This is a genomic window from Chryseobacterium sp. R2A-55 (assembly GCF_021401085.1).
In the GTDB taxonomy this organism is placed as follows: domain Bacteria; phylum Bacteroidota; class Bacteroidia; order Flavobacteriales; family Weeksellaceae; genus Kaistella.
In genome coordinates, this window is the sequence record NZ_JACBFP010000001.1 from 469,511 (window position 1) to 486,030 (window position 16,520).

Here is a 16,520-nt window from a genome sequence, read left to right on the forward strand (position 1 = left end):
TCATTACAAATCAAATAACAGTAGGGTTATTTGCAAGGAAACACCTTAAAAGTGGAAAAGTTGGTCCGCATGTTTTCTATCCGTTCTTCAAGGGATTTGATTCCTATCCTTAAATAGTGTTCTTTTTCAGCTTCGGTCAAAGTATAAAAAATATCAAATCCCGGAGTTGGCTGCGGAATGGGAATGGATCATTCAAGGGTATCCTCTGCCTCATAATTGTAATAATGCCTGTCTTTTCCAGCAACTTTATTTATTTAAGGTTTTAATCGATTTCAGGGAATGATTTATACGATTTTGAGTTGTCTGAATAGTATTCTTATTGTTTAATATTTTATCCCAAAATCTGCCAAATCAGGTTCTAAATGCGGGAAAATGACCGGAAAAAATCGCCGCATCAGTTCCTGGTTCGGCACTTTGTCTTTCAGGCAATAAATGAGATTCCAATAGTCAAAACATTTGGCTTTGTAGGCCAGTTCTAAATACTGCTCAAAGGTTACGTTCATATTGTGCAATGCTTCCGGCAACCCTCCGAATCCTGTGTACAGATAAATGTTGTCGATGAGCTTTCCATCTTCTACTTTCATACAGGCAACGGCATATTCGTTGAAATCTATCGGGCGCAGATCACCGCCTTTCATTCCGAGTTTTTCTGCAACCTGATAGATTCCCGTAGCTTTCAAATCGTCAATATCGAGTATGTTTTTGAGTTCGGAAATATTCAGGTTTCCGCTTAGTAAAATTTTTACAGCTTCCCAGCTATAGCCTTTGTCTAAATAATTTTCTTTTATCCAAGAATCTTCTTTGAAAACAGCTTCCCGTTCTTTCCCGTTTCTTGATTTTTCATCTACAATTCTCCAATTTAGACGTGCATATTTTGCCTGTGTATAAAATTCTATTAAGGCAGGGAAAAGTGATATTTTATGTTGCTCTGCTTCGTTTAAAAATAGTTGCTTTTCGTCTTTTCCCCCGGTAACTAATCCTCCGCATTTTAAAGAATCACTATGAAATATTTGCTCATAGCACATTTTCTCATAAAATAAGTTATAGATATCTGTCATTTTAATTTTGCTTTTATTACTTAATATTTTATTCCGAATGCCTCCAAATCAGGCTCTAAATGTGGTTTCAAATTTTATTCTTATAAAAATCGTAGAAAGCCAGTTGGTCAGTCAGGATTTCGTGAATTGCTGTCCAGTTGTGTTTTTTTGCTAAATCAATAGCGGCTTGCCACGCTTCCATATTGGGTTCTTTATAGTTAACTCCGCTCCAGTAACCTGCTGTTACCAACGCATTCCATGCCAAAACCGGATTGTTCAGTTCTTCGTCTATTATTTTCGCTGCTTTGATGTGTTCGGTTCCGTCGTAGGTCTTTTTGTTTATTCGGAGATGTTCTGTTGCGCTGAACAAAGGATGTTTTGCTATTTGTGGTGAATAATTAAAATTCAAATCAGGATTGGAGTCAAAAAGTGCAATGATTCCGCTTAAAGCATTTGTAGCCATTATGGCACTTGGCAAGATATCGAAAGAATATGCTACAGAATCGAAGCCATGTGGTTGTATGATGCTTTCAAAATTGTAATTTTCAAATTGAACCACCTTATCGACATCTATTTTGGAATAGGCTCTTTGCGCCATTGCATGGTAAGCACGTGTATTCCAGGTTCCGTAATCTTTGGCTTCGAATTCAGGTAAATATGATGGGTCCGCTTCCATTTTTTGCATTAGGGTTGAAAATGCGTGCTGCTCGGGTGTATTGTTGTAGTGATTCCAGAAATCAAGATACACTTTACTGTACTTTTCAGAAGGATTTTTGAGCAGGGCTATTTTTTCAGGATGGCGCAGGTATTCTTTTAAGAAATTCAGTGAATCTAAATTGTCTGTGTATTCTCTGAATGCCAATGAAAGTTCCTCCAATAAGTTACAGTCATCCAAAATGTATTTAATAAATTTTGGATTTCTTAGCATTTCCAACTGTCCAAATGGAATAAACCCCGAAAGGTTATTGGAAGTCGTCATAAAACCATTCTCATCTCCTAAAACTGCGTTGGATTCTTTCAGCGATTTATTGGGTTGAAGCTGGATTCCATACGTTTCATAAGTCTCAAATGCAAACGGAGCAACTGACCAAAATCCTGAACGGAAGATGTTCATACAACGCTTGATTTCATCTTCATGCTCGAATACGGCTCCGAATATGGACTTTACCGAAGCTTTTGCTTTATACAATTCTTTCAGGTCTTGGTGTATGTTGTTTATTTTCATTTGTTTATGATTTGAAATTATTGTTTTAAAGCATTTTCCAATGCATCACATTTTTCTTTGAAATAGGTTAAATCCATATCAGGGAAAAGTTTCGGAAAACGCTTGATGATGTTTTTCATTTGGTGCAACACTCCTTCTGCGGAATAGGTAAAAGTTCCGTCACGGAATTTATCTCCAAACGGATGCGGACCTTCTAAATACTTTTCATCATATTCTATAAATACTGGTTTGAAATTGCCCAATTTTTGTACAATTTCTTCGGTTGCTACATAAAAATATTGCCAGTAATAAACCGCTTTGCATTCAAGCATTTTTTCGTAGTATTCTTTCATTTCCAAGTTCATTTTAAACCAAATTCCTGAATCGTAGAAATAAACAGGACAAGGATAAATGCCCTCTTCTCTCAAAATGCAACCAAATGTTCCATCGCTGCCGTGACCAGAACCATTGATGTAATTGAGTTTGGGTAAAAATGTTTCCCAAATGGCTTCTGCTTCGGGTTGTGGATTGTTTTTCCAAAAACGCTGGCTGTTATAACGATTCCAAAAATTGGAACGTGACGATAATGCAGCTGAAAAATTTTGCAACTGAAAACCTCCCCAAAAATATTCTTCATCTGGTTCGTTGGTAGTAGCATCCCAATCAAGAGATAAAGCTCCTAAATCTTCATATTTCCAATCTTCTTCGGACACACGTATTTTTGTTTTTTCAAAAACCTTTTCAAAGTTTTTCTTTTTGTTACAGTATTCCAATAATTCCCTGTTATCAGCTACACTTTCCTCATTTACAGAAATATGAGGATTGTTTTTTAATTCATTAATGAATTGCTCAATTTTTTCTAATAGTTCCATTTGTTATTGTTTCAATGCTTTTTCCAGCGCATCACATTTTTCTTTGAAATAGGTTAAATCCATATCAGGGAAAAGTTTCGGCAAACGCTTGATGATGTTTTTCATTTGGTGCAAAACACCTTCTGCAGAATAGGTAAATATTCCGTCACGGAATTTATCTCCAAACGGATGCGGACCTTCTAAATACTTTTCATCATATTCTATAAATACCGGTTTGAAATTGCCCAATTTTTGTACAATTTCTTCGGTGGCGATATAAAAATACTGCCAATAATATACGGCTTTGCAGTCAATCATTGTATTGTAATATTCTTCCAAACTCAAATCCATTTTAAACCAAATGCCTGAATCGTAGAAGTAAACAGGACAAGGATAAATGCCTTCTTCTCTCAAAATACAACCAAATGTTCCATCATCGCCGTGCCCTGATTTTTGAAAATAATTAAGCTTTGGTAAAAAATCTTTCCACACAGCTTCAGCTTCGGGTTGCGGGTTGTTGCTCCAAAAGCGATTGTCGTTGTTGTAGATATCCCAAAAATGGGAATGCAATCCAAGGGATTCCAAAAGACCCAATATTTTAAAACCTCCCCAAAGATATTCTTCATCGGGTTGGTCAGTAACCGCATCCCAATCTAAACTTAACGCTCCTAAATCTTCGTATTGATAATCTGCTTCGGGAACATTTACTTTTAGTGCTGCATACACTTCATCAAAATTCTCCTTGTAATCACGAAATGGAAGTAATCTCCTGTTCTTTGCCGTATTTTCTTCCCTTACATTTACCAGCGCATTTTCCTTTAATTCATTGATGCATTGTTCAAATTTTTCTAACATAATTTTTGCTTCTAAAATTTATTTCATTTTCTCCACTACTTCATCATATCGTTGTTGACGATACGCTTATTTTTCAAAACCTTCTCGCACACTATCAAAAAAATCAACTATTTCGCTTACGCCAATGTGTTTTGCGCCATCATAAATGCTCCATCCGTCTTTTACTTCTTTAAACGGATCTGCTCCTGCGTTTACCAATAGCTTTACGATTTCTAAATTATTCCAGAATACGGCTTTCCACAATGCTCCATTGCCATGTTTATCTACAAGACGAACATTGGCACCATGCTCCAGAAATAATTTTACCATTTCATTATTTTTTCTATCAATAGCAGACATTAACGGAGTATAATCGCCTTCATAAAGTGCATTTACATTTGCACCATTATGAATCAGATATGTAACAACTACATTTTTATTATTAATAATGGCATGATGTAAAGGTGTTCCTCCATCAAGATCAATTTCGATATCATAATTTTTCAAAATTTCGATTGTACTTTGTTGATCCTCTTGGTCTTGAATTGTATATTTTAATTTTTTTAGTTCTTGATTCATAGCGATTAATTCTTATTTAATTTTATAATGCCTCTATTTTTTATTTCATTTTCTCCACTACTTCATCATATCGTTGTTGATGATACGACCAATCTTTATCGGGAAATAATAAGGGTAAGGTTTTTACCGCTACACGCATATCGTCTAACACCTCATCCAGATTGGGGATTTCTTTTACAATATCCATATAGAAATACTGCCATCCTTTGAAACCGTAGTTTTGAAATAACAACTCCATATAGTTGTAGTAATCAAACTCCAGTTTGATGTACCAATCTGCTCCTGCATTACAAAAAGCAATTGGTGGTGGAAAATCTCCTGCTTCTGTGATAAAACAACCACGCATACTGTCATCTACTCCTATCGGTAAACGGTCGAACCATCTTAATTTTTCGGAACGATCTTCATTCGGGTTTATATTTTTAGCATTATCAAAATAATCAATTGGAAAAAGCATTGCATCGGTAATACCATTAAATACAAAACCGCCTTTTAAGATAATTCCTGGTTTTCCCAACAAACTTTTCCAGCTAATTGATATGGATGCAAATTTGAAGTATTCCATATCATCATCACTGAGTTTTACTTCACCCATTTCAAGAATGTCTTCTTGATTAAATCTCAGCATTTCTTCAGAAAAGTTAGCAAGCTCTTTAGTCGTTTGAAAATCTACGAATTCTATATTCGGATTGCTTTCCAATTCCTTTAAACACTGTAAATATTGTTCTGTTATCATTGTTTTATTTTTTTAATTGTTTTTGTCTACTCCATCTCATCAGTATAATCAATCAAACCGGATACAAACGCGGTAAAAGAGGGAGCCAGCCAAGTGAGTTCTCCTTCTGAATAATAGACATAAATATGTCCGTAGTCCTCGTCATTAAGCGACATAGCGAGGTTCCCGGTTTGGGTACATCCTATGAAAAGGTGTTTTTCCGGTAAATAATCTACTATTTCTACATGCAAGGAATCGCCATACTTCAAGGGAAGAAAGTAGAAGAAGTTGATGCCATCGTCCGGCTCACCAAAATACATATAGATACTTTCCGTTGTGGCTCCGTTATACTTCAGCAGATGGGATTTGTAATCTTCGGGCAGGGATAATCTTATAGCGGTCTCAAATTCCTGTATGTCGCTGAGTGTGATGGGCGGGTTTTCGGTGACAAATAGTTCCATTGTATGTTTATTTTTTAGAAATTCTTAAACTTTCAAATTTTGCTATGAAATCTTCCCAACTCCAATCCGGGAAGATCTGCGGCATTTCAGCTTTGAAGGTTTCTGTAATTGCTGAACTGCTTCCGTTCATATATTCCAATAAAACACGTTGCCAATAGTTGAATACACGTGCTTCAAAAGCCATTTCGGTATAGCCTTGGAAATCCAAATCGAGGTTGCTCAATTCGTTATCTCCCGACAGATAATAAACTGATTTGTAAATTGTATCGGGCTTGATGATAAAACCGACATAGGTTTCAGGAGTAGGGAAATCCAATGGATGAAAGAAACGAATGTCTGCATCTTGCGGTAAATCTTCATTGAAGTAAATACCATTTCCGTTTGCTCCCGTTAGTAAATGTCGAAGTTCAGCTAATTGAATATTCCCTCCAATATTGCCATTTTTCTCTTTTTTCCAGCTTTTAGACCAACCGTTGTTGAGTTTTCTAAAATAATGTTCGATGCCCGGATGAACGGAATCCAAACGACTTAATTCCGGTGATTCCTCTTTGAAAGTGGGATTGCCATTGCTTTGAAGCTCTTCAATGGTTTTAAACTCCTCGTTTGCGATGATGAGTGCTTCGTATATCGAATCTGTAAATGGTTGTGCCATACTATTGTTTTTTAACGGTAAATTATTTTTGCGGTTTTGAAAAACCGTATCAGTTCTTCTTTTTTCTTTTCTGTGAGTACATTATTTTGAACGGAAATCACACAAGAATGCAGGCAATTTTCGCCTTGAATTAAAAGCCGAACCTGTGTTTCTTTACGATTATCTGTTTCGTTTATCATATTTTCTATGGAATACATCATCCAAGGTTCTTTTGCATGTAGGTCTTTTTCGAATAAACTTATTTTGGTTTCTTCCGATTTGCCTTTTAAATTACTATAGATATTGTTCATCATTTGTTCCAAATCGTTGTTTTTTGTGTCTAAGGTTGAAATAAGCTTTAAAAGTTCCTCTGTTTTTTCGTTAATCAGCAAAATGAGATATTGGTTATCTTCAACCGAAAAAGACTGTTCCTTTATTTTCCAGTTTTTTTTATCCGGTAAATCCACGTAAACGGCTTCTTTTTTTATCCGGTGATATCCACAAGATTCCAGATACTCATCATCTATATCTCCGCCTAATTTACTGGCTTGAATAAAATCTCGACAGGCATTTTCCTTGTCATTTATTTTCAGATAAATTTCTCCCCGCAACTCAACCAATGCGAGATGAAATTCGGGAACCGGCTGTAACGAAATGGCTTTATCCAAATCCGCTAATGCCGATTGATATTGATTGGTGTCATAATACAATTTTGCCCGAAGATAATAAGCATCTGTATATGCAGCATCGATTTCGATTGCTTTGCTGTATTCTTTTATAGCAGCTTCAAAATTGCTTTTTGCTTCTTCTGATGTTCCTCGTTCATAATATTCCGTTGCTGTTTGTCCAAAAGTGACACAACAGCTTTGCAGTGCTATCCATAAAATTATATACTTCATTTTGAGGTAACTTATAAAGGCTTATTTTTAAATATTATTCTTTATTATAATCTGCTAAACTTGTTTCTTCTTCGGGAGCCTTGTATTTTTCAACTTCAATCAGTTTCCCTTCGTTGAAGACTGTTACCGTGTCCAAATCCACCGGATGATACCAAATTCCTGTATCGGAATTAAAGCCTTTATAATAAATGATTTTTTGTCCTTCGTTGGTTTGGGCTACATAAAAAATAGAAGAGAAATACAAATCCCGTCCGCCTTTTGAAGGATAGCTCAAATAGCAAGCATATATATCTGTCCCTGTAACGATACGCTTCAAGGCATCTCCCAAAACAGAATTTTCGTAATGTTTGATTTGGAAAAAGCTGCGGGGAATTGCACGTTCTTTGTTGGTAATGGAAAATGCCTTTTTTTCTTCATTCTTAAATTCTCTACCTGTTCTTCTATCGTTGGGAGCATTATTGGAATGGAAAAAACTGTTGTATTTTTCTGCCTGAGCCTGACAATCGTCATCACTTACAAGAATATCATATTTCATTTTTGTGAATTGATTTTCAGCCTGAATAAACTGCTCTATAAATTGTTTGATGTCTTTCATGGTTTTTATTTTTTTGATTAAATATCCATTTCGTAATGTTCCATTGCATCATCGTCATCTTCGGGTTTTTGATAACGTTCGATAGCGACAGGCTTTTTTAAAGTTTCAAAAGAAATATCGGGTAATCCTTGTGGTGTTTCAAATTTCTTTTTAAGAAGCATATCATCTCCAAATGTGTAGTTTTTTACGATTTTCAGTTCTCTGTTTATTGTGTTTATAAACACACATTCTCCATACAGAAAAAACATTTCGTTTGGATTCTTCCCTGAAATATAGGCTATATAAACATCTCCATAATTTTCATCCTCATACTGCGAAATTTTATAGATGAGTCTTGGATTTCTTGACTTTTTATTTTTATAACGTTCGTAGAATTCATCGCTTTCTAAATCTGTAAGTGGTATCATTCCAAACTTATTGTGTAGTTCAGACACACAAAAGCTGTTCATCATTTCAAGTTTGTTGTTGTAGTCTTCTAAATCTGGTTTTACAGATGCTTCTGTTGCTATCACTTCTGCTTGTAGAAATTGGATGATAAAATTTTTTATTGCCTCCATAATTTTTTTTGATTAAATATCCTTTTCGTAATGCTCCATTCCGTCTTTGTCGTGTGTAGGTGGCATATAGCGTTCTATTGCGATTGGATTTTGCAGGGTTTTGAAAGAAATATCTGCAAGACCTAAACCATTTTCAAAGTTTCTTTTTTTCAGCGTTTCATCTCCAAAAACATACCTCTTGATGATTTTAAATTCATTGTTGATGTTGGCAATAAACAAACATTCTCCATATAGGAAAATAATGCCGTCCGGATTACTTAAGGAAGTATAAACCACATATACATCACCATATTTTTCATCCGCATAATGACTTATTTTATAAATATCTCTCGGATTTATAGCAGGCGCATCTTGCCATTCTTCGTATAAATCAGCATCCCATAATTCTGTGAGTGGAATCATTCCGAAATTGTTTTGCAATTCAGTTACACAAAAGCTGTTCATCTGTTCCAACTTTTGGTTGTAATCCTCCAGATTTGGCTTTACGAATGCTTCACTTGCTGTAGCTTCTGCTTGTAGAAAGTTTTCTACGAATATTTTTATTATTTCCATATTTTTATTAATTGTAATTTTATTTTTTTCAGTCTTCGTAATATTCATATATCATGAAGGTTACGTTTTGTAACTGTTGTTTGTCGGGACGACTGTAGATATAAATCAAAGTAGGATTCCCTTGTTGGTCAAATTCCTGCGATACAATTACTTGATTTATAATCCGCTTGTTATCGCCCTCATCCACCATTCTTTTATGTATTGTTTCTTGCACTTTATTGTTCTTTATGACATATTCAAATTCATCGGTTAATCGGATTGTATCTCTCATCTTATAAATAGATTTGATTATTCTGAAATCTTTGTCTAATCTGGATTCTATTACAAAACCTGAAGTATTGCCGGTATCAGAAGGAACAACTTTAAAATGGTAATCATCCAACCAAACGTATTTGTAACTGCCATCTGCAACCAAATCCCCTTGTATGGATTTTTGAACATAGGTTCGGTTTTTCCCTTTTCCGGAATAAGTGGTTAAGTATTCCGTAATTTTAGGTTCTAAATTGTAAAAATTATTTTCTGTTAGAAAATTGCCTTCTCTATCATAGGTTGTGGTTATTCTTGCGGTGTAATGCGTGGTATCTGTGGGAATTTTGTCGTTTTTTACCGGACAGATGTATTTGGTTACTCTCTTTACAGAGCCATTCAGCCCGGATTCTGATTTCTGGGAATAGACCGATTTATTATTCAGTCCGTTGCAGGAAACAAACAGTTGAAGGAGAAGAAATAGGGATATAATTCTTTTCATAATTTTTTTATTAAACGTCCATTTCATAATGTTCCATGGCATCATCGTCATCTTCTGGTTTCTGATAGCGTTCGATAGAAATTGGCTTCTTCAACGTTTTGAATGAAATATCCGTTACACCCTGCCCTACTTCAAACTTATCTTTTACACGCATGGCATCTCCTAAAGAATAATTGCGAATGATTTTTAATTCATCTTTTAGCGAAGTAACGAAAAGACTCCATCCATATTGAAAAATCTCATCATCAGGATTCTTTTCTGAAACATAAACCACATAAACATCGTTATATGTTTCGTTTTGATACTGAGAAATTTTATAGATATGCCTTGGATTTGGGTGTTTTTTCGCACTCCATTTTTCATAATATTCAGGTTCATCCAATTCAGTAAGTGGAATTAGCCCAAATTTATTCTGTAAAGATTCCACACAATAAGCATTCATTTTTTCAAGCGCATTGTTATAATTTTCAAGATTGGGTTGTCTCATCAAAAATGTTGTTTCGGCTTCTGCTTGTAGAAAGTTTTCTATGAATGTTTTTATAGTTTTCATTTATTTAACTGATTTGTATTATTGAATTATTCTTTGTTTTCTCTCGGTATTGGGTCTCCTGTTTTAGGATCGATGGTATACTTTTTTTCAAAACTTTCAATAGTTTCCGGCTCACGCGTTATGGGATTAAAACCATATTTTAAAATATAACCGGTAACAGTATCGGGTTCTCCCATGTTCCCGAAAAAACGTGGGGTGGGATCCGCATTATAATTATCCCACCATTCCTGTTCTTTTCTTTTTTCCTCGTCTGTCATTAAGGCACGACTTCTGGCCTTTTCTTCTTCACGTATCTTTGCGTCAAATCGCGCCATCTGACCTTTGTGATCTTCTGATAAGGCATCATAAACCGCCCTTCTTACTGCTCCGTCTTTTTGATATACCATGATTTTTTGTAATAAATCATCGTCAAAAGTCTCGGGCAAACTACTAAAATCGACATAAGGTAGTTCTGCGTTTCGCTTTTCTCTGTATTCTTTGGCTTCTTCAGATGCTTTAAAAAGAATATATTGCTCTTGCTGCGGTGGTGTAAGTACAGCAAACACTTCGTCAAAAATAGTATTGTTTAAATCCTCGATATTTAATAATAATCTTAAATTAAAATCGGGTAATTCGTTTTTAAAACGTGTAAAATCGTATATGGCAAAAATCATGATGCATTTTGAGTTTTCTATTTTGTTATCATTTTCTTATCTCCAGGAATTCATTTTATAATTTGAAAAGTTTATTTTCATATCTTCTATCCTGTTTTCAAGGGCTTCAATTCCTATCCTTAAATAGTTTTCTTTTTCAGCTTCGGTCAAAGTATAAAGAACATCAAAACCTGGTGCCGGTTTCGGAATGGGGACAGATAATAGAATTATATTACCATCTTGATAAACATAATAATTCCAGTCCTTTTTTTCTACTAGTTTTTTGGCATTCATTTTAAAATAACTGTTTTCTATTCGTAGTATTGATATTCTTTGTAAAGAACTTCTGTTATTTTTTGTTTGTCCATGTCGCTGTATCCATAAATCAGCGTTGGATTTCCATATTGATCCGATTGCTGTACTACCTGAATTCTATAAGACACTTCCGTTTTTCCATCTTTGTTTTCCGTTATTTTGCTTTTTCTTTCTTGTAGCTTATTGTTTTTGTAAATAAATTCGAGTTCTTCAATGGTCTGGAGACTGTCATTTTCCATAAAAGCAGTATTGAGCAGTCTGTACTCTTTGTCGAGGGCAACAACATTTCTGTAAGAACTTTCTCTTGAGGGCACAATGGTATAGTGATAATCGTCTGACCAAACATAAGTGCCGCCGCCGGTTTCCTCCAGGTCGCCATCTTCCAAACGATAGGAATCTTTAAAAGAAATATCTTTTCCTTGTCCTGAAAACTGCATGGTAAACTCGGTTTTTCTTCTTTTGCTTTTTCCGGTGGTGTCAGCTTTCCAGAGGCGATGCATCACCAACATATTACCCAATCGGTCAAAAGTCATCGATGTTTTTCCTGCATAATTAATGGTATCTGTGGGGATTTTTCCATTTTCTGCTGACTGAATACAGGTTGTTACCTTTTTTACAGGTCCTTTCAATGCATATTCTAATTTCTGGGTATAGGTGTTTTTGTTCTTTTGCCCGATGCAGGAAAGAAATAATAATTGCAGAAGAAAGAGTAAAAATGTTGTTGTTTTCATTTTTAAATATCCATTTCGTAATGTTTCATTCCGTCTTTGTCGTGCATAGGTGGCATAAAGCGTTCATTATTTCGAGTTTCTTGTTGTAGTCTTCTAAATTCGGTTTTACCAAAGCGTCGCTTGCCTTGGCTTCTGCTTGCAGAAATTGGGTGATGAAATTTTTTATTGTTTCCATATTTTTAATGCAGTTTCTATTTCAATATGCGGGATCTTTCACTACTCGTAATAGGCGGATATTCTAAAATGAACTTCGCGAGATATTTTTTACTTTTCCGATGCTTTAACGACTACTGGATTCAATGGTTTGCGCATGGGCAAATAGGATGCTCAACAAAGCGATGATGATCAATGCTGATTTTTTCATGACATAAAAGTGCTGTTATTTTCTAATGTTCCTTTTTATCAAATTTTCAATATAAAATACATAATTACCTCAACCCTAGTCCAAAAATAGAGTTGAATGACAAAAATAAAGAACAGGAACAAAAAATTGTTGTAAAAATGTAAACCAGCTAAATAAAAAGCCAGACATTTTCTTTTTGGGTATCTACATTTTTAAAAAAGGAAGATGGCGAACTTTTGGTGAACCCTTTAAAGTCTTTGTTGAAGTGGGATTGGTCGTAAAAAAGATTATCGAGCGTGACTTCTTTCAGATTTTTAACCTCGCTTATCTGTTTGATGACATTCCTAAAACGATGTATTTTGCGATATTCAGTAGGCGACTTCCCTATGTGTTTCAGAAATAATCTATTGATATACTGGCGGGAAAATTGAAATTTTCGGGCTATTTCGTCGATTTTTAAATCACTGGTCTCTATTTCAAATAGAAGTTTTTCCATCAAACGAAAATCCTTTTCCTTTAATTTTGACAACCAATAATTCTCCATAGCTTCAATCTGCTCTTCCCGATCATTCAAATCAAATATTTCAAACATTTTTTTATTGAAATCTGGAAAGATGGAAAAGTTCATCAACCTTTTTTGAACCAAGCTAAAATTGGACTCGGATATGAAATGATGTAAGCCAAGAGGTTTAAAATAGAAGGTAATTTCATCAATTGCTTTTTCGTAAACTACTTCGATGGGTTCTGTATATCTTAGGAAAATATCGGTGTTCATCCTTTGAACAGCAGAAGCAGTGATAATTATTTTCCCGCGGTCATAATATGCCTCTGCATTGCGCGAAACCGACACTATGCTGTAATTGTTTGGAAAGGTTTTGTATCGAATGGTGTTTAAATTCGCATCTTCATCCAAAAAATAGTATCCTTCCAGGTATTTTTGCAGGATTTTGTTTCGGGTTCTATAAAATACCATGTGCATAGGCGAGATTCGAAATAGATGTTTTGAAAATCAGAATGGTCAAATTTCAGTATTTATTTCGGAAAAAACAATGGGGACCGGAAGTACCATATAGGCATTTAAAAAAAAATAAAAACCCATCAAAACCGAAACGGAAAAAAAATACCAAAAATAAAAAATCGCTGTAAACTAATTATTTACAGCGATTTGATAATATCACTTACAGATGAAAATCAATGATTACTTCACTTCTTCGAAATCTGCATCCTGCACATCTTCTGCACCTGCATTTCCACCTGGATTTTGCTGACCTGCATCAGCACCTTGGGCTTGCTGTCCGGCTGCATAAAGCTCTTCGGAAGCCGCCATCCAAGCTGCGTCTAATGCTTCTGTTTTGGTTTTCACAGATTCGGAATCTTTAGCTTCGAAAGCGGTTTTCAATTCTGCAACAGCAGATTCAATCGCTGCTTTTTTGTCAGCAGAAAGTTTGTCGCCGAACTCTTTCAGCTGTTTTTCAGTCTGGAAAATCAAGCCGTCAGCTTTGTTGAATAATTCAACTTCTTCTTTTTTCTTGGCATCTGCGGAAGCATTCTCTTCAGCTTCACGTTTCATTCTTTCGATTTCGGCGTCAGAAAGCCCGGAACTTGCCTGGATCTTGATCGATTGCTCTTTTCCGGTTCCTTTATCTTTAGCGGAAACGCTCAGGATACCGTTTGCATCTATGTCAAAGGTCACCTCAATTTGTGGAACGCCTCTCGGTGCGGGTGGAATATCGGTCAAATCAAATCTTCCGATTTCCTTGTTGTCGTTAAACATCGGTCTTTCACCTTGCCCGACTCTGATGGAAACTGCAGGCTGATTGTCACTTGCGGTAGAGAACACCTCAGATTTTTTGGTTGGAATGGTGGTATTTGCATCAATAAGTTTGGTGAAAACCGAACCCATGGTTTCAATACCCAGTGAAAGCGGAGTCACATCTAAAAGAAGTACATCTTTTACATCACCGGTCAACACTCCTCCTTGGATTGCAGCACCCACCGCTACCACCTCATCTGGATTTACTCCTTTTGATGGTTTTTTGCCGAAGAATTTTTCCACCTGTTCCTGGATGATCGGAATTCTGGTAGAACCTCCAACCAAAATTACCTCATCAATATCAGAAGTTTGCAATCCTGCATCAGATAACGCTTTTTTACAAGGCTCCATGGATCTTTTTACCAGATCTTCGGCGAGCTGTTCAAATTTTGCTCTGGTCAAAGTTTTCACCAGGTGTTTTGGACCTGTTGCGGTTGCGGTGATATATGGAAGGTTGATTTCAGTCTGTGACGCAGCAGAAAGCTCGATTTTTGCTTTTTCAGCGGCTTCTTTCAATCTTTGAAGTGCGATCGGGTCCACTTTCAGGTCAACTCCTTCTTCCGTTTTGAATTCGTCAACCAACCAGTTGATGATGACGTCGTCAAAATCGTCACCTCCCAAATGGGTGTCTCCGTTTGTAGATAATACCTCAAAAACTCCGTCTCCCAAATCCAGGATAGAGATATCGAAAGTACCACCACCTAAATCGTAAACAGCAATCTTTTGGTCTTTGTGATTTTTATCCAAACCATAAGCCAAAGCAGCTGCAGTAGGCTCGTTGATGATTCTTTCCACTTTCAGGCCGGCAATTTCGCCTGCTTCTTTTGTAGATTGTCTCTGTGAATCGTTGAAGTATGCCGGAACGGTGATTACCGCTCTGGTAACTTCCTGACCCAAATAATCTTCCGCAGTCTTCTTCATCTTCTGAAGAATCATCGCTGAAATTTCCTGCGGAGTATATTCTCGGTCTTCAATTTTTACCTTTACCGTATCGTTTGGTCCAGAAACCACAGTATATGGAACTCTTGACACTTCTTTTGCATCATCCTTAAAATGGGTACCGATAAATCTCTTGATAGAATATACGGTATTGTGCGGGTTGGTTACCGCTTGTCTTTTAGCCGGATCCCCCACCAGTCTTTCACCGTCTTTCGTGAAAGCTACAACAGAGGGCGTGGTTCTTTTCCCTTCAGCGTTAGGAATTACAACAGGGTCTTTTCCCTCCATCACGGCAACGCAAGAGTTGGTTGTACCTAAGTCAATTCCAATTATTTTGCTCATATTGTCTATATTTTTTAATTATTAATATTTGCAATGGCTTTCTCCAATTTTATGCCGACTGAATTTTTGTGACAAATTGACATAAGAAAACAAAAAAAAACGCCAAACAAGAATGTATGGCGTTGGTATCTAAAAAAGGAAAATTTATTTCTTCAAGGTAAGAATGTATTCAACCATTTTTTTTGCAGTCTCTTTGCTCATGCCTGCGTGCGGAGTCATTGGGATTTCGCCCCAGTTTCCTTTTCCACCGTCGATGATTTTTTGTGCGAGCATATCAATATCCGCATCCGTATATTTGTTCGCAACATCTTGATAAGAAGGACCAACCACTTTGGTATCTATTTTATGGCAAGTCAAGCAGTCTGCACCTTCGATCAGCGCCAAACCTTCATGCTTTCCAGAAGCGGCATCTCCCGTAGTGGGAGAAGGTTCTTCCATCATTACATTGCTTTCTTTTTCAGTATCAACGTTCTTGGTGCAAGAAACAATCATAAAAAGTCCCCCTAGAATCAAAAATTTATTCATATCTTTATCAATATTTATACTCCGCAAATTTATTAAAAATAATCGAATATAAAATGCACGACAAAAGTCATACTCTTTATATGACCGCAATCATATTAGCCTAGAACCAAAACTTGTATTTTTGAACCATTAAATTATTAAAATATGAAATCTTTAAAAACACTTGCATTAGCTGCATTCGCATTCGCACTCTTCTCTTGCGGAGGGGACAAAAAAAGTGATTCCATCCCAACTGCTTCTTCTGAGGGCGCTGCTGCCACAGAAGCACCTGCAACTCAAGCTGCAGTTGATCCCGCAACTTATGATCCAAAAAGAGGACTCGGCCCACACGAAAACGTGGACGTGAGTAAATTTGATCCAGCGATGGCTGCTGCAGGAAAGAAGATCGCAGAAGTTAAATGTACATCTTGCCACAAACCAACCGAAGAAAAATTGGTAGGACCAGGTTGGAAAGGAGTTACCAAAAGACAAACTCCTGAGTGGATTATGAACTTCATCTCCAATCCAGATCCAATGATCGACGTGGATCCAGAATTACAAAAACAACTAGAACTTTGTTTGGTGAGAATGCCGAACCAAGGTTTGAATGAAAAAGATGCCAGAGAAGTTCTCGAATACATGAGAGAAATCGACGGAGCGAAGTAATTCTTTTCTTACGCAGAAAAAA

22 protein-coding genes are annotated in these 16,520 nt (G+C 36.2%); 1 reads left to right on the forward strand and 21 read right to left on the reverse strand.

The genetic code is table 11. The features are described 5' to 3' along the window. Positions 1 to 323: 323 nt before the first annotated feature. The 21 genes from L0951_RS02110 to L0951_RS02210 form a co-directional block, all read right to left on the reverse strand. Positions 324 to 1,058, reverse strand: a complete 735-nt coding sequence (locus L0951_RS02110) for a hypothetical protein (RefSeq protein ID WP_234109204.1) — start codon at positions 1,056 to 1,058, stop codon at positions 324 to 326. Positions 1,059 to 1,125: 67 nt separating this feature from the next. Next, the gene (locus L0951_RS02115; protein WP_234109205.1) at positions 1,126 to 2,262 is read right to left on the reverse strand and encodes a hypothetical protein; all 1,137 of its coding nucleotides are present in this window, start codon (positions 2,260 to 2,262) and stop codon (positions 1,126 to 1,128) included. Positions 2,263 to 2,279: 17 nt separating this feature from the next. Next, a complete protein-coding gene (locus tag L0951_RS02120; protein WP_234109206.1) occupies positions 2,280 to 3,113 on the reverse strand; it encodes a hypothetical protein in 834 nt (277 codons plus the stop codon). Positions 3,114 to 3,116: 3 nt separating this feature from the next. Further along, positions 3,117 to 3,947 (reverse strand): hypothetical protein, encoded by an 831-nt coding sequence (locus L0951_RS02125; protein WP_234109207.1) that lies wholly within the window; start codon positions 3,945 to 3,947, stop codon positions 3,117 to 3,119. A gap of 66 nt (positions 3,948 to 4,013) precedes the next feature. Then, positions 4,014 to 4,505: an ankyrin repeat domain-containing protein gene (locus tag L0951_RS02130; protein WP_234109208.1), complete on the reverse strand. Its 492-nt coding sequence runs from the start codon at positions 4,503 to 4,505 to the stop codon at positions 4,014 to 4,016. A 40-nt stretch (positions 4,506 to 4,545) separates the two neighbouring features. Beyond that, positions 4,546 to 5,241 carry a hypothetical protein gene (locus L0951_RS02135; RefSeq protein WP_234109209.1) on the reverse strand — a complete coding sequence of 232 codons (696 nt, stop codon included), beginning with the start codon at positions 5,239 to 5,241 and terminating at the stop codon, positions 4,546 to 4,548. Positions 5,242 to 5,267: 26 nt separating this feature from the next. Further along, complete coding sequence (locus tag L0951_RS02140; protein WP_234109210.1) at positions 5,268 to 5,681, reverse strand: SMI1/KNR4 family protein; 414 nt, start codon at positions 5,679 to 5,681, stop codon at positions 5,268 to 5,270. Positions 5,682 to 5,688: 7 nt separating this feature from the next. After that, positions 5,689 to 6,333: a hypothetical protein gene (locus L0951_RS02145; RefSeq protein ID WP_234109211.1), complete on the reverse strand. Its 645-nt coding sequence runs from the start codon at positions 6,331 to 6,333 to the stop codon at positions 5,689 to 5,691. An 11-nt stretch (positions 6,334 to 6,344) separates the two neighbouring features. After that, complete coding sequence (locus tag L0951_RS02150; RefSeq protein ID WP_234109212.1) at positions 6,345 to 7,211, reverse strand: tetratricopeptide repeat protein; 867 nt, start codon at positions 7,209 to 7,211, stop codon at positions 6,345 to 6,347. 34 nt (positions 7,212 to 7,245) lie between these two features. Further along, the gene (locus tag L0951_RS02155) at positions 7,246 to 7,806 is read right to left on the reverse strand and encodes a hypothetical protein (RefSeq protein WP_234109213.1); all 561 of its coding nucleotides are present in this window, start codon (positions 7,804 to 7,806) and stop codon (positions 7,246 to 7,248) included. Between the two features lie 17 nt (positions 7,807 to 7,823). Continuing rightward, positions 7,824 to 8,363, reverse strand: coding sequence for a hypothetical protein (locus tag L0951_RS02160; protein WP_234109214.1), 540 nt, complete (start codon positions 8,361 to 8,363; stop codon positions 7,824 to 7,826). 12 nt (positions 8,364 to 8,375) lie between these two features. Next, positions 8,376 to 8,915 (reverse strand): hypothetical protein, encoded by a 540-nt coding sequence (locus L0951_RS02165; protein WP_234109215.1) that lies wholly within the window; start codon positions 8,913 to 8,915, stop codon positions 8,376 to 8,378. 28 nt (positions 8,916 to 8,943) lie between these two features. Continuing rightward, positions 8,944 to 9,663 (reverse strand): hypothetical protein, encoded by a 720-nt coding sequence (locus L0951_RS02170; protein WP_234109216.1) that lies wholly within the window; start codon positions 9,661 to 9,663, stop codon positions 8,944 to 8,946. A gap of 10 nt (positions 9,664 to 9,673) precedes the next feature. Beyond that, positions 9,674 to 10,213: a hypothetical protein gene (locus L0951_RS02175; RefSeq protein ID WP_234109217.1), complete on the reverse strand. Its 540-nt coding sequence runs from the start codon at positions 10,211 to 10,213 to the stop codon at positions 9,674 to 9,676. Positions 10,214 to 10,239: 26 nt separating this feature from the next. Next, entirely contained in the window at positions 10,240 to 10,866 is a 627-nt protein-coding gene (locus L0951_RS02180; RefSeq protein WP_234109218.1) for a hypothetical protein, read from the reverse strand. Positions 10,867 to 10,902: 36 nt separating this feature from the next. Then, positions 10,903 to 11,139 carry a hypothetical protein gene (locus L0951_RS02185; RefSeq protein WP_234109219.1) on the reverse strand — a complete coding sequence of 79 codons (237 nt, stop codon included), beginning with the start codon at positions 11,137 to 11,139 and terminating at the stop codon, positions 10,903 to 10,905. Between the two features lie 17 nt (positions 11,140 to 11,156). Then, positions 11,157 to 11,891 carry a hypothetical protein gene (locus tag L0951_RS02190; protein ID WP_234109220.1) on the reverse strand — a complete coding sequence of 245 codons (735 nt, stop codon included), beginning with the start codon at positions 11,889 to 11,891 and terminating at the stop codon, positions 11,157 to 11,159. Between the two features lie 25 nt (positions 11,892 to 11,916). Beyond that, a complete protein-coding gene (locus L0951_RS02195; RefSeq protein WP_234109221.1) occupies positions 11,917 to 12,066 on the reverse strand; it encodes a hypothetical protein in 150 nt (49 codons plus the stop codon). A 337-nt stretch (positions 12,067 to 12,403) separates the two neighbouring features. Next, the gene (locus L0951_RS02200; protein ID WP_234109222.1) at positions 12,404 to 13,207 is read right to left on the reverse strand and encodes a helix-turn-helix domain-containing protein; all 804 of its coding nucleotides are present in this window, start codon (positions 13,205 to 13,207) and stop codon (positions 12,404 to 12,406) included. A 225-nt stretch (positions 13,208 to 13,432) separates the two neighbouring features. After that, positions 13,433 to 15,328: a molecular chaperone DnaK gene (gene dnaK / locus L0951_RS02205; protein WP_234109223.1), complete on the reverse strand. Its 1,896-nt coding sequence runs from the start codon at positions 15,326 to 15,328 to the stop codon at positions 13,433 to 13,435. Positions 15,329 to 15,472: 144 nt separating this feature from the next. Further along, positions 15,473 to 15,853, reverse strand: a complete 381-nt coding sequence (locus L0951_RS02210) for a c-type cytochrome (protein WP_410685772.1) — start codon at positions 15,851 to 15,853, stop codon at positions 15,473 to 15,475. A gap of 144 nt (positions 15,854 to 15,997) precedes the next feature. Here L0951_RS02210 and L0951_RS02215 point away from each other — a divergent pair, with 144 nt between their 5' ends. Next, the gene (locus L0951_RS02215; RefSeq protein WP_234109224.1) at positions 15,998 to 16,498 is read left to right on the forward strand and encodes a c-type cytochrome; all 501 of its coding nucleotides are present in this window, start codon (positions 15,998 to 16,000) and stop codon (positions 16,496 to 16,498) included. Positions 16,499 to 16,520 lie beyond the last annotated feature (22 nt).

Excerpts from the sequence above, each read along its gene's own strand:
- L0951_RS02140 (WP_234109210.1), bottom strand. The coding sequence starts at position 5,681 with ATGGAACTATTTGTCACCGAAAACCCGCCCATCACACTCAGCGACATA.
- L0951_RS02125 (WP_234109207.1), bottom strand. The coding sequence starts at position 3,947 with ATGTTAGAAAAATTTGAACAATGCATCAATGAATTAAAGGAAAATGCG.
- L0951_RS02130 (WP_234109208.1), bottom strand. The coding sequence starts at position 4,505 with ATGAATCAAGAACTAAAAAAATTAAAATATACAATTCAAGACCAAGAG.
- L0951_RS02135 (WP_234109209.1), bottom strand. The coding sequence starts at position 5,241 with ATGATAACAGAACAATATTTACAGTGTTTAAAGGAATTGGAAAGCAAT.
- L0951_RS02190 (WP_234109220.1), bottom strand. The coding sequence starts at position 11,891 with ATGAAAACAACAACATTTTTACTCTTTCTTCTGCAATTATTATTTCTT.
- L0951_RS02165 (WP_234109215.1), bottom strand. The coding sequence starts at position 8,915 with ATGGAAATAATAAAAATATTCGTAGAAAACTTTCTACAAGCAGAAGCT.
- L0951_RS02195 (WP_234109221.1), bottom strand. The coding sequence starts at position 12,066 with ATGGAAACAATAAAAAATTTCATCACCCAATTTCTGCAAGCAGAAGCC.
- L0951_RS02150 (WP_234109212.1), bottom strand. The coding sequence starts at position 7,211 with ATGAAGTATATAATTTTATGGATAGCACTGCAAAGCTGTTGTGTCACT.
- L0951_RS02185 (WP_234109219.1), bottom strand. The coding sequence starts at position 11,139 with ATGAATGCCAAAAAACTAGTAGAAAAAAAGGACTGGAATTATTATGTT.
- dnaK (WP_234109223.1), bottom strand. The coding sequence starts at position 15,328 with ATGAGCAAAATAATTGGAATTGACTTAGGTACAACCAACTCTTGCGTT.
- L0951_RS02200 (WP_234109222.1), bottom strand. The coding sequence starts at position 13,207 with ATGGTATTTTATAGAACCCGAAACAAAATCCTGCAAAAATACCTGGAA.
- L0951_RS02145 (WP_234109211.1), bottom strand. The coding sequence starts at position 6,333 with ATGGCACAACCATTTACAGATTCGATATACGAAGCACTCATCATCGCA.
- L0951_RS02210 (WP_410685772.1), bottom strand. The coding sequence starts at position 15,853 with ATGAATAAATTTTTGATTCTAGGGGGACTTTTTATGATTGTTTCTTGC.
- L0951_RS02170 (WP_234109216.1), bottom strand. The coding sequence starts at position 9,663 with ATGAAAAGAATTATATCCCTATTTCTTCTCCTTCAACTGTTTGTTTCC.
- L0951_RS02115 (WP_234109205.1), bottom strand. The coding sequence starts at position 2,262 with ATGAAAATAAACAACATACACCAAGACCTGAAAGAATTGTATAAAGCA.
- L0951_RS02175 (WP_234109217.1), bottom strand. The coding sequence starts at position 10,213 with ATGAAAACTATAAAAACATTCATAGAAAACTTTCTACAAGCAGAAGCC.
- L0951_RS02155 (WP_234109213.1), bottom strand. The coding sequence starts at position 7,806 with ATGAAAGACATCAAACAATTTATAGAGCAGTTTATTCAGGCTGAAAAT.
- L0951_RS02120 (WP_234109206.1), bottom strand. The coding sequence starts at position 3,113 with ATGGAACTATTAGAAAAAATTGAGCAATTCATTAATGAATTAAAAAAC.
- L0951_RS02180 (WP_234109218.1), bottom strand. The coding sequence starts at position 10,866 with ATGATTTTTGCCATATACGATTTTACACGTTTTAAAAACGAATTACCC.
- L0951_RS02110 (WP_234109204.1), bottom strand. The coding sequence starts at position 1,058 with ATGACAGATATCTATAACTTATTTTATGAGAAAATGTGCTATGAGCAA.
- L0951_RS02160 (WP_234109214.1), bottom strand. The coding sequence starts at position 8,363 with ATGGAGGCAATAAAAAATTTTATCATCCAATTTCTACAAGCAGAAGTG.
- L0951_RS02215 (WP_234109224.1), top strand. The coding sequence starts at position 15,998 with ATGAAATCTTTAAAAACACTTGCATTAGCTGCATTCGCATTCGCACTC.